Annotated in this window: 12 protein-coding genes and 1 tRNA gene; 8 read left to right on the plus strand and 5 right to left on the minus strand. The window is 36.9% G+C overall.

What is annotated here, in order from left to right:
• Positions 1 to 40: 40 nt before the first annotated feature.
• Complete coding sequence (locus D9V35_RS03545; RefSeq protein WP_122123395.1) at positions 41 to 1,549, minus strand: pyridoxal phosphate-dependent decarboxylase family protein; 1,509 nt, start codon at positions 1,547 to 1,549, stop codon at positions 41 to 43.
• 255 nt (positions 1,550 to 1,804) lie between these two features.
• On the opposite strand from D9V35_RS03545, the gene D9V35_RS03550 reads away from it, so the two are divergent.
• On the plus strand, positions 1,805 to 2,359 hold the full coding sequence (locus D9V35_RS03550; RefSeq protein WP_162988562.1) for a cysteine hydrolase family protein: 555 nt from the start codon (positions 1,805 to 1,807) through the stop codon (positions 2,357 to 2,359).
• Between the two features lie 26 nt (positions 2,360 to 2,385).
• Positions 2,386 to 3,648, plus strand: coding sequence for a hypothetical protein (locus D9V35_RS03555; RefSeq protein ID WP_122123397.1), 1,263 nt, complete (start codon positions 2,386 to 2,388; stop codon positions 3,646 to 3,648).
• A 2-nt stretch (positions 3,649 to 3,650) separates the two neighbouring features.
• Here the strand turns inward: D9V35_RS03555 and D9V35_RS03560 are convergent, their stop codons facing one another.
• Positions 3,651 to 4,589 (minus strand): GlxA family transcriptional regulator, encoded by a 939-nt coding sequence (locus D9V35_RS03560; protein ID WP_122123398.1) that lies wholly within the window; start codon positions 4,587 to 4,589, stop codon positions 3,651 to 3,653.
• Between the two features lie 46 nt (positions 4,590 to 4,635).
• Positions 4,636 to 7,500, minus strand: coding sequence for an excinuclease ABC subunit UvrA (uvrA, locus tag D9V35_RS03565; RefSeq protein ID WP_122123399.1), 2,865 nt, complete (start codon positions 7,498 to 7,500; stop codon positions 4,636 to 4,638).
• Between the two features lie 141 nt (positions 7,501 to 7,641).
• Here uvrA and ssb point away from each other — a divergent pair, with 141 nt between their 5' ends.
• The 6 genes from ssb (at position 7,642) to D9V35_RS03595 (ending at position 14,675) form a co-directional block, all read left to right on the plus strand.
• Entirely contained in the window at positions 7,642 to 8,151 is a 510-nt protein-coding gene (gene ssb / locus D9V35_RS03570; RefSeq protein WP_122123400.1) for a single-stranded DNA-binding protein, read from the plus strand.
• Positions 8,152 to 8,595: 444 nt separating this feature from the next.
• On the plus strand, positions 8,596 to 11,319 hold the full coding sequence (gene gyrA / locus D9V35_RS03575) for a DNA gyrase subunit A (protein ID WP_408869341.1): 2,724 nt from the start codon (positions 8,596 to 8,598) through the stop codon (positions 11,317 to 11,319).
• 3 nt (positions 11,320 to 11,322) lie between these two features.
• Positions 11,323 to 11,844 (plus strand): pantetheine-phosphate adenylyltransferase, encoded by a 522-nt coding sequence (gene coaD / locus D9V35_RS03580; protein WP_110438841.1) that lies wholly within the window; start codon positions 11,323 to 11,325, stop codon positions 11,842 to 11,844.
• A 38-nt stretch (positions 11,845 to 11,882) separates the two neighbouring features.
• Positions 11,883 to 12,368: a peptidylprolyl isomerase gene (locus D9V35_RS03585; RefSeq protein ID WP_230873415.1), complete on the plus strand. Its 486-nt coding sequence runs from the start codon at positions 11,883 to 11,885 to the stop codon at positions 12,366 to 12,368.
• Positions 12,369 to 12,465: 97 nt separating this feature from the next.
• A tRNA-Lys gene (locus D9V35_RS03590) sits at positions 12,466 to 12,541 on the plus strand.
• A gap of 442 nt (positions 12,542 to 12,983) precedes the next feature.
• The gene (locus D9V35_RS03595; protein ID WP_122123402.1) at positions 12,984 to 14,675 is read left to right on the plus strand and encodes an alpha-keto acid decarboxylase family protein; all 1,692 of its coding nucleotides are present in this window, start codon (positions 12,984 to 12,986) and stop codon (positions 14,673 to 14,675) included.
• 69 nt (positions 14,676 to 14,744) lie between these two features.
• On the opposite strand, the gene D9V35_RS03600 is transcribed toward D9V35_RS03595, so the two are convergent.
• Both D9V35_RS03600 and D9V35_RS03605 read right to left on the minus strand, forming a co-directional pair.
• Positions 14,745 to 15,506 (minus strand): ABC transporter ATP-binding protein, encoded by a 762-nt coding sequence (locus D9V35_RS03600; protein WP_122123403.1) that lies wholly within the window; start codon positions 15,504 to 15,506, stop codon positions 14,745 to 14,747.
• Positions 15,507 to 15,511: 5 nt separating this feature from the next.
• Positions 15,512 to 16,360, minus strand: coding sequence for an ABC transporter permease (locus tag D9V35_RS03605; RefSeq protein WP_162988563.1), 849 nt, complete (start codon positions 16,358 to 16,360; stop codon positions 15,512 to 15,514).
• Between the last annotated feature and the right edge of the window lie 250 nt (positions 16,361 to 16,610).

Genomic DNA, 16,610 nt, shown 5'->3' on the forward strand with positions numbered 1-16,610 from the left:
GATAGGGGCTCCTTGGGTTAAATATGGGGATGGAATGAATTTAAAAGGTTTTAAGAATGGAATTTGCTGCGGTTTCAATATGTTTGGTCAGGTCAGCGATATCATCCATTGAGATTTCATGATTCATGATAACGATACGGAGGGCGGTGATATGATCTAGATCCACTTTTGAAATGAAATACCGTCCTTCATCACGGATTTTCTCTCTTATTTTTAATTGTAAATAATTCAGTTTTTCTTTCGATAGTTTTTTTTCATTTGGCAAATATCTGAAGCAAAGAATGTTGGATTCAGGTTTGTGCAAGGTTTCAAAATTATCTAGGGTCTGTAGATATTTGTATGCTTGAAAGGTTGTTTTGACTAGAAGGTTTAATTTGGTTTCAAAAAATTGTTGACCGTATAAAGACCAAACAACCCATAAATTTAAAATGGAAGGCCGTTTGGTACATTCGAAATTTTTAGTTCCACTTTCGAATTTTGTTATTTCATCTTCAAATTCCTCTGTAACATAACTGGCTTGAATCGGAAATGTAAGCTTTGTTTTATCACCATTTTTATAAAATAATAATGTACAAGCCGCAGGAACAAATAATGTTTTATGAGCGTCAAGACAAAAAGAGTCAGCGTATGTTAAGCCTTCTACTCGGTTTCTCAATTGATCGGAAACTAGAAAGGATCCGCTATGTGCTGCATCAACATGAAACCAGGCTTTATATTTTATGGCGAGTTCCGACAATTCTTTTAAGGGATCAATAGCCCCAATGCTTGTACTACCTGCAGCAGCGATAATACAGAAAATATCTTTTCCGTTTTTATGGGCTTTATTTAAAATTTGCCTTGCTTGTTTTATACAGATTTGTCTTTGAGCGTTCAGGGGTAATAAAATGATATTGTCTTGACCAAGACCAATAATGCCAGCAATCCGGCTGACAGAAAAATGTGCATCCGTTCCTATGGCTATGGTAGGTACAAGGTTTTTTTGACCAGCATTTCCTTTTTTCCAGATATTTGGGTATTTGTTATTGCGGGCGGTTATTACCGCGGTTAAATTGGCCAAACTTGCTCCAGAGGTTGAAATCATGCCATAATTACTATTTTCCCATCCCAAAAATTTAGAAAATTTTTCCGCAATTATTTTGTCTGCTACATTAGGTAGGGGGCCGCACTCATAGAATGATGCTGGCTGGGGGCAAAGAGAATTTACAACATCATAAATGGCTGAAACAGGAATGACCGATGAAAATTGTCTGGCCATATACCCTGTAGAATTTACTTTGATTGCAGTATTGATGTGTAAATCAACAATCTGGTTCAGTCGTTCAATAATTGACTCACCGGATTTGTGATCTGTCAGATGAAGGGCAATATTAAGGAGTTCATGCGGAGTAATACAATGAATTCCTTTCTTGGTTTTATCTTGAAGCAATTTATAAAGTTTTTGTTGAATTTTTTCAAATAAAAATGAAATATTATTTGAGTTAAAAGCATCATATAATATTGAGTTATTTTTATTTATAATTTTATTACTGGATACCTTATAGTTATTCATTGAAATACTTTCTTAATATTTATAATTCAATTTTTAGGTTGTATATTATCCATAATAAAATAAGTATTACATAAATTAAAAAGACAAATAACAGTCAAAAAAAGAAAAATTGTTTAGAAATTACTTAACAGGATTATTAATAAATTATTTATATTTTGTCTGAAATACATTGATATTTGTCAATTTTACTTATTATTAATTTACCTAATTGGACTGTATTTTAATAAAGCCTGTTATTGCATGGAATTTACGTTGATGAAAAATACAGTTCTTATCATTATAGACTTACAAAATGATTATTATCCAAATGGAAAATTTCCATTATTTAATATGAATTCTGTTGGCAAAAGCAGCATGAAAATTTTAGCTGCCGCACGGCAACATCATATTCCAGTCATCCATATACAACATCAGTTTCCCATGAAGGATGCCCCCTTTTTTGTTCAGCATACTGAAGGGGTGAAAATTAATAAGGATGTAAAACCATTGGATAATGAAATATGTATTACAAAAAATTATCCTAACGCTTTTAAGGGAACGGAATTGAAGTCCGTTCTTGATAGACATAATTATAAAAATCTTATTGTTATAGGTGCCATGTCCCAAATGTGCGTTGATGCGACAGTCAGGACAGCCTTAGATTATGGATATCAGGTGACATTGATCCCTGATTGTATTGCGTCAAAAGAAATAACCTTTAACGATGTAGAAGTGCCTGCACCAAAGGTTCATGCTGCAATGTTATGGATATTATCTTTTGCTGGTGCCAAAATAATGCCCAAAGATGAATTTTTGGCACATCTATCTTAAATGAAAATGAATTACGATATATTATTATGTTTGACCGTTATCTAAATACGATTGAAACAGTGATGGCTAATAATCATGCTGTTTTTATGGGAACATCTCAAGCAGTAACTTTGCTCTATCTGGATTATAAAATTTCATCAAAACAATTTAAAATTGCTTTGGAAAATTACATAAATAAAAATCCATTACTGCAACAAAAACTGGTCATTCAGAATAAAAAATGGTGTTTGCAGAAAAATTCTCATCCCGTTTCTAATTTTGAAGTTTTTAGATACGAGGACAAAATTAAAGATTTTGATTTGATTCTTGAAAAAGAAGTTAATAACATTCTTGATTATAATCAAGTTTTATCAAAACTGAAAATTATCTATCCTGTCCAGAATAAAGGTTGCATAATTATCCTTACTCAACATCATGCAATCATGGATACCTATTCAGCAAAAAAAAATCTTAAAGATTTAATAGATTCAATTTCTATTGACGAAGAAGAAAAATATTATGAGCATTTTCCTGTATGGAAATATTTCAATGCAAAAGAGGTGGCCGATTGCGATATCCGTCAAGTTCATAAACCTGACAATGATTTTTCACAGGCTTTGAAAATCTTTGATAATCCCTTGCCTCTAAAATGGACCGCTGTTGATACATGGATTATTAACCCATCGCTCTTATCATCCATGGAATATTATGCAAAGAAATTGGATTGTAGACTTAATTCCCTTTTGACTGTCATTTATTCAATTGCTGTAATGAAACTTTTAAATATTAATAATATTAATACTTATAGTGCAGTAACCTACCGTAAAAATAACGATTTGATGAATCAATTGGGTTGTTTATTGGATGTTGTGAATATCAATGTAAAAATCTGGGATATTGATGATTCAGTCAGGCGATTTGAAAGGGAAATAAGTTATATTAAGAAACACTTATCCAAGGAACTGGAAACAACCAGCCAGATTCTTGCGGATGCAAAAAAACAAAAGCTGTCTTTTCAAAAGGCTGTAAGATTGTGCGAAGGATTGGGATTCACCAATAGTGGTAGAACAGATACCTTAAAGTTTGAAAATGATATAAATGTTCTTGCCTATCGGTCCGTTGCCAATCGCACATCTGGTGCATTGTTATTTACGTATCATATGTCATTTCATAAGGGAAGTTTGATAACAAGTGTTTTAACATCGCAATTATTACTGGATAAAAAATCCATTCAGTTATTTATTCAAAATATCAATAAATACATTAAAATAATTGATCAGAGAGTGAAGTTGATGAAAGCTCAGGATTAAATCTATCTTGAACGGATTTTATATTTGTTTCGATAATCTCTTGGGGTGAGACAGGTGATCTTGGTAAAATTTTTTCTGAACGAACTTGAATTAGCATAACCAAGATTCCATGAAATTTGTTCAATAGGCATATCGGTTGTTTCAAGAAGGCCTTTGGCATATTCAATGCAAAAATTCTGTATGTAATTTTTTGGAAGCAGTTTGGTGGCTTTTTTAAAACGTCTTAAGAAAGTTCGTTCTTCAAGGCCCGATTGAATAACAAGATTTTTGACGTTTATATCATGAATATCTGCATTCATAAGCCAATATTGCGCCTTAAGGATAGCTGTATCATTATGATCCAGTTTTGGAAAAAAAGACATATATTGATTTTGAAGATCTCTTGGTGGATCAACATTCATGAATTGAGTCGTTTTTAGCATTATATGATGGCCAAAAAATTTTTCTACAATATATAATCCAATATCGACCCAAGACATGATTCCACCACTAGTGATAAGAGTTTCGTTATCAACCAGAAGTTTGCTTTTATTTACAATGATTTTTGGAAATTTTTTTTTAAGGGTATCAGCATATAACCAATGGGTTGTGGCTTCCTTTCCATTCAACAATCCCGTTTCAGCTAGAATAAATGTTCCAACACAGATTGCCGCAATTATGGATTGTTGAGAATGATGATGTCTAATAAAATTAATTATTTCGCCAATATTATCCGGTGTATGGATTCCGCTCATACAGGGAGGAATAATGATCACGTCTTGTTTGGCTAGAAAGTTTGTAAAATCGTGATCGTTGGAAATTACCTTGACCTGAATTTTTTTAAATGAGTTACACGCATATTCTGCCAGATTAAATAAATCAATCAAACCGTTGATAGCTGTCTGTTGATGATCTGAATAAGAAATAATTGCAATTTTTAAGTTAAATTGATTCGTTATCATGGATTAAAACCAAATTTGTAGGGTATCAATTACCCTACAAAATAAATTATTGATTTAAAAGTGGTTTTAAAAAAACGCCTGTATAACTATTTGGTGACTTGGCAATTTGTTCTGGTGTTCCTGTTGCTACGATTTCACCACCGCCACTTCCACCTTCAGGTCCGAGATCAATAACCCAATCAGCGGTTTTGATAACCTCCAAATTATGTTCGATAACAATAATGGTATTTCCTTGATCAACCAGTGTATGTAAAACCTCCAGTAACTTACGTACATCTTCCGTATGTAGTCCTGTTGTAGGTTCATCAAGAATATATAGGGTTCTTCCCGTTGCCCGCCTTGCCAGTTCCTTGGAAAGTTTGATACGCTGTGCCTCTCCTCCTGAAAGGGTGGTGGCCTGTTGTCCAAGATGAATGTAGCCAAGTCCGACCTGTTTTAGTATGTTTAAACGGTCGTAAATTCTGGGAGCGGATGAAAATAATGGTATGGCTTCATCTACTGAAAGATTTAGAATATCGGCAATGGAGTGGCCCTTGAATTTGATTTCCAACGTTTCCCGATTGTATCTTGCTCCTTTACAGGTATCACAGGTAACAAACATATCTGGTAGAAAGTGCATTTCAATTTTTATGACCCCATCTCCTTGACAGGCTTCACATCGTCCGCCCTTGACATTAAAGGAAAAGCGTCCTGGCTTGTAACCTCGTGCACGGCTTTCTGGCAGCTCTGCAAACCATTCTCTAATTGGTGTGAATAAATCTGTATAGGTTGCCGGGTTGGAACGGGGGGTGCGTCCAATGGGGGATTGGTCTATGTCAATGATTTTATCAAGTAGTGGAATATTCTTGATGGATTTATATGGAGAGGGTACAGCATTCGAACCCATCAATTGTCTGGAAAGGGCCTTATAAAGCGTATCAATGATCAGGGTGGATTTTCCACCCCCCGAAACACCCGTTACGGCGATAAAGGTTCCAAGAGGAAAATCAACAGTAACATTTTTTAAATTGTTACCTGTTGCGTTACACAGTGTTAATATTTGCTTTTTATTCATTTTCCTTCTTTTTTTGGGAATGGCAATAAATTTTCGGCCACTCAGATAATCGCCGGTAAGGCTGTCTGGATTTTTTTCCACTTCCTTGGGTGTGCCCATGGCAACGACATGTCCCCCCATGATGCCAGCCCCGGGGCCCATATCAATAAGATAGTCAGAAGCCTTGATCGTGTCTTCGTCATGCTCAACAACGATCAAGGTGTTTCCAAGGTTTTTTAAACGATCAAGAGTGCCGAGCAACCGTTCATTATCCCGTTGATGTAATCCGATTGACGGTTCATCCAGAACGTATAAAACCCCTGTCAGTCCAGATCCAATTTGACTGGCCAGACGAATGCGCTGGCTTTCACCTCCAGATAGTGTGGCTGAACCTCTGGATAATGTAAGATAATCAAGACCGACATCATTGAGAAATTTCAAGCGATCAATAATTTCTCGCAGAATTCGATGGGCAATTTCTGCTTTTTGAGGGGATAGAGTTTCTTCAACACTGGAAAACCATTTTAATGCTTGATGGATGGGATAATCTGCAATTTCTGCAATGTTTTTATTGTTTATTTTGACACATAAAGCTTCGGGTTTAAGTCGGGCGCCATGACAAGTGTGACAAGGATAATCCGCCCGAAAGCGATTGAGATCTTCCCTAATGATATGACTGTCAGTTGAATGATAGCGTTTATCAAGATTTTTGATCACCCCTTCAAAAGGTTGATTTACAGTATAGGATTTTTTTTCATCATGATAGTGAATCGGAATTTTTTCATCTGTACCATGCAGAATGGCATGTTGAATTTTTCCAGGGATTTTTTCCCATGGCGTGTTGATTTTAAAATGAAAATGTTCGGCTAGACTTGCCAAAGTTTGTTGATAATAGGGCAGTGAAGTATTTTTCCATGCTGAAATAGCCCCTTTTTCCAGTGAAAGTGCAGGATTGGGAATGATCAGGTCTGGGTCGAAAAAGCTTTCAGTCCCGATACCGTCACATACTGGACATGCACCTTGGGGTGCATTGAAGGAAAAAAGTCTTGGTTCAATTTCTTCAAGAGTAAATCCGCTTTCAGGACAAGAATAACGTGATGAAAAGCTTAAATGAATTGATTTTCTTTTTTCATCTTTACGTAAGACCTCATCCACTTGTGCAAGACCATCGGAAAGGGATAAGGCTATTTCAAAACTATCTGCCAATCGATTTTCTATACCCTGTTTAACGATGATGCGATCAACAACCACCTCGATCGTATGTTTAAGTTTACGATTTAATTCCGGCGCTTCTGAAATGTCATATAGTTTCCCGTCAATTTTAACCCGTGTAAAACCCTTGCGTTGAAGTTCCGCAAGCTCTTTTCTGTATTCCCCTTTACGACTTCGTACAATGGGGGATAATAACATCAATCGGGTGCCTTCGGACAATTCCATCACTCGATCAACCATCTGGCTGACGGTTTGTGCTTCAATTGGTAATCCCGTAATAGGTGAAAAAGGGGTTCCTGCTCGTGCCCATAACAGGCGCATATAATCATGAATTTCAGTAATGGTGCCAACTGTTGAACGTGGATTGCGGGATGTTGTTTTTTGTTCGATTGATATCGCGGGAGACAGCCCCTCAATGGATTCGACATCGGGTTTCCCCATTAATTCCAAAAACTGGCGTGCATAGGCTGAAAGACTTTCGACATAACGTCTTTGTCCTTCCGCATATATAGTGTCAAAAGCCAAAGAGGATTTTCCCGATCCGGAAAGGCCCGTGATAACCGTCATCTTGTTTCTGGGAATATCAACATCAATATTATGTAAATTGTGGACTTTTGCTCCACGCACTTTAATATGGGTAAGCGCAGTCGGTGATTTATTTTTCATGATATGATTGTTATATGGTTTTGTATCTTGTGATTACTGTTTTAAAAAAATTACAGGATGGTATAGAAAGAATATAATTCTTTTAAAGATAGAAAAAAAGTAAAGATATAGCATTTTTTACTATAAAGAAATGAGGATAAAATGGCAGGAAGTGTTAATAAGGTAATTTTGGTTGGAAATCTTGGACGAGATCCTGAAGTTAGAAGTGCACAAACAGGCGCCAAGATAGTTACTCTCGCAATTGCCACCAGTGATACCTGGAACGATCGTCAGACTGGTGAACGTAAGGATCTGACAGAATGGCATAGAGTGGTAATTTTTAATGAGCGTCTTGCTGATGTCGCAGAAAAATATTTACGTAAGGGTCGCAAGGTTTTTATAGAGGGAATATTGAGAACCCGGAAATGGACTGATCAGCAAGGTGTTGAACGGTATAGCACAGATGTGGTTGTTGACCGATTTAGAGGAGAACTGGTTTTATTGGATAGCGCGCGAAGTGGTGGAGATTCAATGGATAATTATTCGGGATCTTCATTTACACCACCTGCGGTCCGTCCAGCCAGTAATGCATCATCTGATAATAGATCCAATTCCAGTTGGGATGCTTCCATGCCTGGTAATAATGATTTGGATGATGAAATTCCCTTCTAAGTCTATCGATGAAGTTTTGATCACTGGAATATTATTGATGTCATTGGTTTGATAATAACTTGTATATTTTTAGTGATCCGCACTCTAACTAAATATAAACAGAATGTTATAAAAAGATACGATCTTATTATCATGACGTGATAATATTAGATCTAAATAGTAAATCCTTTTGTATTTTTGTTTTTAGCAAGCTTTTGATCATAAAATTATTTATTTTCTTTCCACTATAAAACTTATAAGTTTTACTCTATATTATAGGGATATTATTATTTAAGGGTTATTTTGCAAAGATCAAAAGACATTCTTATGTTGTAACCTGATTTAAAGTTATTTGTTTGTAGATTAATTTATAATTAATTAAATGATGGATCTGCCTTGACCGATTTACCAGAAAATACTTCATCCTTTTCAACCGATATTACCCCTGTTACCGTTGAAGAGGAAATGCAAACCTCTTATCTGGCGTATGCCATGTCTGTAATTGTCAGTCGTGCTTTACCGGATGTCAGAGATGGGTTGAAACCCGTTCATCGTCGAATTTTATATTCAATGTTTGAAAGTGGTTTGACCCCTGATAAACCTTATCGTAAATCTGCCCGTGCTGTTGGGGATGTGATGAGCAAATATCATCCGCATGGGGACTCATCAATTTATGATGCCATGGTAAGAATGGCACAGCGTTGGTCTATGCGGGTATGTCTGGTTGACGGTCAGGGGAATTTCGGGTCTGTTGATGGGGACTCTCCAGCTGCTATGCGTTATACAGAGGCACGTCTAGGGAAACCTGCCATATTTTTATTGGAAGACATAAATCAGGATACAGTTGATTTTCAGCCAAATTATGATGAAAGCGAGCAGGAACCCGTTATCTTGCCCGCAGCCTATCCAAATCTTTTAATAAACGGTGCCTCGGGTATTGCGGTAGGAATGGCGACGAATATACCGCCTCACAACCCTGGAGAAATTATCGATGCCACCTTGGCATTAATTGCCAATCCAGACATGGATCTTGCACAATTAATGCAAATTGTACCTGGTCCAGATTTTTCCACTGGCGGTATCATTCTTGGACGTTCAGGTATTCGTAATGCCTTTGAAACGGGACGTGGATCAATACTGGTGCGGGGACGTGCCAGTATCGAGGAAATTCGCAAGGACAGGCAGGCCATTATTATCACCGAGATTCCCTTTCAGGTAAATAAAGCGACTTTACAAGAGAAAATTGCGGAGCTTGTACGTAATAAGCAGATTGAAGGTATCTCCGATATCCGTGATGAAAGTGATCGTTCTGGTATGCGGGTGGTCATTGAAATCAAACGTGATGCTACCGCGGAGGTGGTCTTAAATCAATTATACCGCTTTACCCAGCTACAGACGACTTTTGGTGTGAATATGCTTGCATTAACCAATGGAAAACCTCAGTTACTGGGATTGAAAGATGCGTTTAATGCCTTTATCTCCTTCCGTGAGGAGGTGATTTTGCGTCGGGCGCGATTTGAATTAAGAAAATCTAGGGATCGGGCGCATATATTGTTGGGTCTGGTTATCGCGGTTGCTAATATAGATGAAGTTATCGCTTTAATCCGCTCGGCTCCGGATACGGTAACAGCTCGTGATCAATTATTGAATCGGTCATGGCCTGCGGAAGATATCCAAAGTCTTTTAAACCTTATCCAAGATGAAGGTAATACATTAAAAGACGGAAGGGTTTATCTCAGTGAGGTGCAGGTTCGCGGTATTCTTGAATTGAGATTGCAACGGTTAACCGGTTTGGAACGTGAAAAAATTCAAAGTGAACTAATGGAAGTTTCAAAACGGATTGAGGAATTGCTGGAAATTATTGCAAGTCATTTGCGTCGTATGGAAATTATGCGTGATGAACTTGTTCGTGTAAGATCTGCAATTGCCTGTGAAAGAATGACCGATATTGTCGATTATGAAGGCGACCAAACTGATGAAAGCCTGATTGAACCTGGACAGATGGTTGTAACCATAACACGTGAGGGATTTATCAAGCGTACCCCACTGGACACTTTTCGTTCTCAAAATCGTGGGGGTCGTGGCAGAACTGGGGCCGGAAGACGTGGAGATGATATAATTACACGATCCTTTAACGCGCATACACATCAATGGGTAATATTTTTCTCTTCTGGAGGAAAGGCGTACCGTGCAAAAGTTTGGCATTTACCAGAAGCCAGCCCAACGTCAAAAGGTAGAGCATTGGTCAATTTATTGCCTGATTTAGGAAATGATGAGGTGACAACAGTATTGCCTTTGCCTCAGGATGAGGAATTGTGGTCAGATTTGCATCTTGTGTTCGCCACCTCATCCGGAAACGTCAGACGTAATCGCCTGAGTGATTTTGGAAATATACGTTCTTCCGGTTTGATTGCCATGAAACTAGATGAACATGAACGGCTTATAGGAGTTGCTACCTGTCAGGAAGGTCAGGATGTTCTTTTGGCTACCAATAAAGGTCGGGCTATACGTTTCCAGATTACCGACAGTTCTTTGCGCGTTTTTTCCGGACGTGGAAGTACCGGTGTTCGTGGTATCAAATTGGCTGATAATGATGAGGTTATTTCCTTAACTGTCTTAAATCATGTTAACATTTTAACTTCTGAACGACTTGATTATTTACGTTACAGTAATGCGAAACGACGTGCGGAAAATGCCGAAACCAGTGATGATGAAACGATTGTTGAAAGTGAAGATCCTTTTGAGGACGAAGTTGAAAATAATGAATCTGCTGTAGAGCTGACAACAGGACGCTTAAGCGAGCTACAACGGTCTGAGGAAATTCTTCTGACGGTAACCAATGCCGGTTTTGGTAAACGGACTTCCGCTTATGAATATCGAGTAAGTGGTCGAGGCGGATTGGGTATTGCTAATATAAATCTGACGGGCAAGAACGGGGATGCCGTTGTTGCAACATTTGCGGTATGGGAAAATACAGATGTAATGATGGTGACGGACAAGGGACGTTTGATTCGCGTGCCAGTTAACCAGATACGGATTACATCAAGAACAGGAATGGGAGTAACTTTATTCCGTATTGATGAAGGGGAAACGGTCAGTAGTGTTTTTCCTGTGATTGATAATTCTGATGACAGTGATGAAAATCAGACAGACACTGATTCAGCCTTATCAGAAGATGAGGATGAATAGGGAATGCCGAGAATAGGATTTTATCCAGGCACATTTGATCCTATAACGAATGGTCATATTGATATTATTAAAAGGGCCGTTCGTATTGTGGACAAATTAATCATAGGGGTCGCTTTAAATGCAAATAAGCAGCCCTTATGGTCTTTGGAAGAGCGTGTGACATGTATTCATGAAGCCTTGATTGAGGAATTTGGTGAAGTCTGCAAAATCTTAAACCATAGCGGATGCGATATTGATGTTATCGGATTTGACAATCTTCTAGTTGATTGTGCAAAAAAATATAATGCGCAAATTCTTATACGCGGTTTAAGACAGGCAACAGATTTTGATTTTGAATTTCAGATGTGTCTAATGAATCAATGTTTGGATCCAAACATCGAAACGATTTTTTTAGTTGCCACTGAACAAAATCGGAGTATAGCTTCAAGATTTGTAAAAGAAGTGGCTTTATTGGGCGGGGATATATCATCCTTTGTTCCAAAGTCTACTTATAACAGGTTTCAGAAGATGTTCTTGAAATCGTGAAATAACAAATTATTCATGTAAATAAAGTGAAAAAAATAATGGAAAATAATAAAAAACTATCAGCAGATACAATTCATATGAAATTGAAGGATGGAACGGTCATTATAAAATTGCGTCCAGATCTTGCACCATTGGCAGCGGAACGTTTGGTCGCGTTGACTGAAAGTGGATTTTACGATAATACCCCTTTCCATCGTGTTATAGAGGGTTTTATGGCTCAGGGAGGCGATCCAAGTGGTACAGGTACCAAAGGGAGTGACTTGCCAGATTTGCCCGCTGAGTTCACAAAAAAAGAGGGTTTTCGTCGTGGTACAATAGGCATGGCACGTACAATGGATCCAAACAGTGCCAACAGTCAGTTTTTTATCATGTTTGAAGAGGCGCCGCATTTGAATGGTCAATATACAATTGTTGGCGAAGTTATCGAGGGAATGGAATATGTAGATCAGATTAAAAGGGGAACCGGGGCAAATGGTATGGTTCAAGATCCGGACCGTATTGTTCGAATGATTACAGTTTCATAACTAAATTTTTTAAAGAAAATGAAAAATAGTGGTTGACTTCTTTGCGAATAACCACTATTTCAATGCTCACACCGCAAGAAAACAGCGGACTTTCTAAGAGCCGGTAGCTCAGTTGGTAGAGCATTCGACTTTTAATCGAATGGTCGAGGGTTCGAATCCCTCCCGGCTCACCATCAAAGAATGATGGATATCAAATCCCCTTATAATTCAGTATTTTAAACGTATGTAAATATAATACAAATACATGTTTATGACGTTGTCAATATTTTCATAACAATTTTAAAAAAAATTTTAAATTAATTTTTTAACGTAGATAAATAGATAATTTCTTTAATATGATATAATTTTTTGTATTATATTATTTTCTTTTTGAAAAAAGAAATAATAGTTAAAAAAGTATATTTTTTCTAGTTTTTGTAAGGCTTAATGCATCCAGATTTGTAAAGTTTGGATTGATCTGCCTCTTGCAGTATGATAAATTGGTAACAATTATTTGATAGTGCTTCAGTTGAGTTCTTTTTTCTTTCTTGAGGCACATATTAAAAAAATTGATAGCAAAAATATTGGATCAAATTTTTGCAAATAAATAGTTAAATCATTATCAGGAGAAATTCATTGGTATACACTGTTGGTCAATATCTTGCCACACGGCTTGCCCAACTTGGGTTAAACCATGTTTTTGCAGTAGCGGGTGATTATAACCTTATACTATTAGATGAACTTGAAAAAGTTTCAGAATTAAAACAGGTTTATTGCAGTAATGAGCTTAATTGTGGATTTGCAGCCGAAGGTTACGCTCGTTCACGTGGATTGGGGGCTGCCGTTGTAACTTTTAGTGTTGGTGCATTTAGTGCATTTAACGCTGTTGGTGGTGCTGCAGCTGAGAATTTGCCTTTAATCTTGATTTCTGGTGCACCTAATAACAATGATTATGGCAGCGGACACATTTTACACCATACAACCGGTCATTATGATTATTCATATCAGCTTGAAATGGCAAAATATATTACGGTTGCAGCTGTCTCAATAACGCATGCCGATACAGCGCCAGCCTTGATTGACCATGCAATTCGTCAGGCTTTATATCATCAGAAACCTGTATATATCGAATTATCTTGTAATATTGTTAATTTGCCTTGTGCAAGACCGGGACCAATCACCAGTCTGACCTATGAAAAAAGTAGTGATGTTGATTCATTGGAGGCTGCAGCAAAAGCTTGTCTGGAAAAAATAAACAATGCCAAAAATCCTGTTGTTGTAGTTGGCAATAAAACACGCGCTGCAGCTGCAGAGAAAGAAGTGATTGCATTGGCCAAACATTTAGGATGTCCTGTGGCCACTATGGCGCATGCGAAAAGTTTCTTCCCTGAGGAAGATCCTCATTATATTGGAACTTTCTGGGGTGAAATCAGTTCACCTGGTGTCGAGGAATATGTCAAGAATTCCGATTGTCGTATTTATGTTGGCGCGGTATTCAACGACTATTCAACGGTTGGATGGACTTCCCATTTATATGATGAGGATAAGGATATTCTATTTTCTCCGCATCATTTACGTGCTGCAAAAACAGAATTCAGCGGTTTCAAACTAAAAAACATTCTAAAACACATCACACCTCTTATCAAAAAGAATTCAACTGCGTTGGAATCTTTCAAAGCTAAGCATCATGCTGAAAAAGCTGCTGTTGCTGCAGAAGGTAAAGCACCTTTAACAACAGTTGAACTGACCCGTCAAATTCAAGGAATTATTGACAATAATACAACGATTTTCCTTGAAACAGGGGATTCATGGTTTCATGGTATGCATTACAGGCTTCCTAATGGAGCTCGTGTTGAATCAGAAATGCAATGGGGACATATTGGTTGGTCTGTTCCAGCAATTTTTGGTTATGCAGTCAGTGCTCCTGAACGTCGAAACATTGTGATGGTCGGTGATGGTTCATTCCAATTGACAGCTCAAGAAGTTGCTCAAATGATTCGTCATAATTTGAACGTCATTATTATCTTGATCAATAACCAGGGTTATACGATTGAGGTCAAAATTCATGACGGTCCATACAATCGTGTTAAAAATTGGGATTACGCGAATATCATCAACACGTTTAATGCCGAAGATGGTCATGGACTTGGTTTGAAAGCTAAAAATGGCGCAGAATTGGCTGACGCAATGAAAACAGCGCTTAATCATAAACAAGGTCCGGTTTTAATCGAGGTTGCTATTGATCCTCAAGATTGTTCTCCTGATCTTGTTGTTTGGGGCAAGAAAGTTGCTAAGGCGAATTCAAGACCACCACGTGAAAAAAAATAAAATCATTAAATAATTTAGTATAAAACCTTTTCATGATTGTTTCGTGAAAAGGTTTTATTGTTTAGATATTTACCTAAAAAGTTCGCCCACAGACTGCTTAAGATAGACCGGTAAAACTTCCTGTGGGGTTCCATCCATTTTCAAAAATCCCTGTTCCAACCATATGATCCGATTGCACCATTTTATAAGAATTTGTGGCGAATGAGTTGAAATAATTAAAATTTGTGATTTTTTTACGATATTTTCCAATCTGTGCGTGGCTTTGAGCATAAATCCTTCATCACCTGTCATGAACCATTCGTCCATTAATAGGATTTGTGGATCAATTGCAGTGATGAGACCAAAACCCAATCGCAAATTCATACCAGAACTGTAGGTTTTTACCGGTAAGTCAATGTAGGGTCCTAATTCAGAGAATTCAATGACCTTTTCTTCAATTTCATTCATCTGCTTATGGGGAACACCATCAATATAACATCTTAATCGTATATTTTCTCTTCCCGTTAATTCAGGATTCATTCCAACTGATGGATCTAATAATGAGCTAATATGACCTTCAATACGAAGATGACCGCTTACCGGTTCATAAATTCCTGACATCGTACGTAAAAGAGTTGTTTTTCCGGCACCATTTGTACCGATCAAACCTACTCTTTCTCCACCCTTAATGCTAAAGCTTATATCGCGCAAGCTTTGAACATAAATTTTTTTGTGTTTGTCTTCGCTAAGACGTCCAGAAAGGAAAATATTAGTGACTTTTCGTAAATTACGCATATTTTCATGATATAAAGGAAAAGATATATAAAGATTTTTTACGGTAATACAGGGCATGATATCTAAATCCAGTAGGGAATGCGAAAACGTGTTTTACTGAAAATGAAAATTGCGGTTACCCATAATATCAGGCTGTAAACAATTGCAGCAAACCAGATAGATGAAGAGACATATTCTCCAAGAATGGGTGCGCGCACAATTTCAAACAAAGGGTACAGTGGATCTAGAAGCATATAGTTTTTGTTGAAATGAATGAAATTAATTTTCCAGATAATGGGAGTTATAAAAAACAAAGCTTGCATTATACTGGTTATAATAGGTGGAACATCTTTGAATCTGGTGCCAAGAATACCGATCAATAAACAAATAGCCAAACTATCCAGTGTCCATAATATACCAGAGGGAATTAAAAGATATAGGGTATAGGGTACGACCTTTAGAATGCAGAAGACAATTACAATGACTAATAGGTTATGGATAAGGATTAGGAAATTACTGATGATACTTCGCCATGCATATACGCTGTAGGGTAGACGTGTGGATAAAATCAATTTCTCAGAATTGGTAAATATTGTGCAGCTATCAATTGTTAAAGTGCTTATAAAAGTCCATAAAACTACGGAAAGGGAAACATAGGGAAGATATTCATGAATATTAATGTGTAAAAGATATGCATAAAGAAAACCAATAGTCGCAATTTTACTTCCCATTATAATGGTGATCCAAAAAGGCCCCAGAATTGATCCCCGATAGCGTAATTTAATATCTGTCCAACCCAATTTACAATTTAACCTCCATTTCACAAATCCTTCCAGAATATCTAAAACGGCAAGTTTGATATTTTGTGAAAACTTTACAGGGCCAAGATCAAGGATCGGTTCTTTTGGTAAAATCTGATTATCATTTGACATTGCAAAGTCCATATATTTATTGGCGATTAAATAATAAATAAAATTAAAATATAGTGTTTAAAATTGCTTTTCAAACAAAAAAACAGCATTGATCGGTTTCAAAATAATTGCATCAATACTTTATAATACTTTTTATTTATGAATATATTTAATGATTATTTATAATAATTGTTAATATTGTAACAATAATAATATAAATTTAATTTAAAATAATTTCTACATTATTTGATTTGATCAGTTCTCGAAAATA

The organism is Commensalibacter melissae, assembly GCF_003691365.1.
Lineage (GTDB): Bacteria > Pseudomonadota > Alphaproteobacteria > Acetobacterales > Acetobacteraceae > Commensalibacter > Commensalibacter melissae.

Coding starts and splice junctions, on each gene's coding strand:
- D9V35_RS03545 (WP_122123395.1), bottom strand. CDS start 1,549: ATGAATAACTATAAGGTATCCAGTAATAAAATTATAAATAAAAATAAC.
- D9V35_RS03550 (WP_162988562.1), top strand. CDS start 1,805: ATGAAAAATACAGTTCTTATCATTATAGACTTACAAAATGATTATTAT.
- D9V35_RS03555 (WP_122123397.1), top strand. CDS start 2,386: ATGTTTGACCGTTATCTAAATACGATTGAAACAGTGATGGCTAATAAT.
- D9V35_RS03560 (WP_122123398.1), bottom strand. CDS start 4,589: ATGATAACGAATCAATTTAACTTAAAAATTGCAATTATTTCTTATTCA.
- uvrA (WP_122123399.1), bottom strand. CDS start 7,500: ATGAAAAATAAATCACCGACTGCGCTTACCCATATTAAAGTGCGTGGA.
- ssb (WP_122123400.1), top strand. CDS start 7,642: ATGGCAGGAAGTGTTAATAAGGTAATTTTGGTTGGAAATCTTGGACGA.
- gyrA (WP_408869341.1), top strand. CDS start 8,596: ATGCAAACCTCTTATCTGGCGTATGCCATGTCTGTAATTGTCAGTCGT.
- coaD (WP_110438841.1), top strand. CDS start 11,323: ATGCCGAGAATAGGATTTTATCCAGGCACATTTGATCCTATAACGAAT.
- D9V35_RS03585 (WP_230873415.1), top strand. CDS start 11,883: ATGGAAAATAATAAAAAACTATCAGCAGATACAATTCATATGAAATTG.
- D9V35_RS03600 (WP_122123403.1), bottom strand. CDS start 15,506: ATGCCCTGTATTACCGTAAAAAATCTTTATATATCTTTTCCTTTATAT.
- D9V35_RS03605 (WP_162988563.1), bottom strand. CDS start 16,360: ATGTCAAATGATAATCAGATTTTACCAAAAGAACCGATCCTTGATCTT.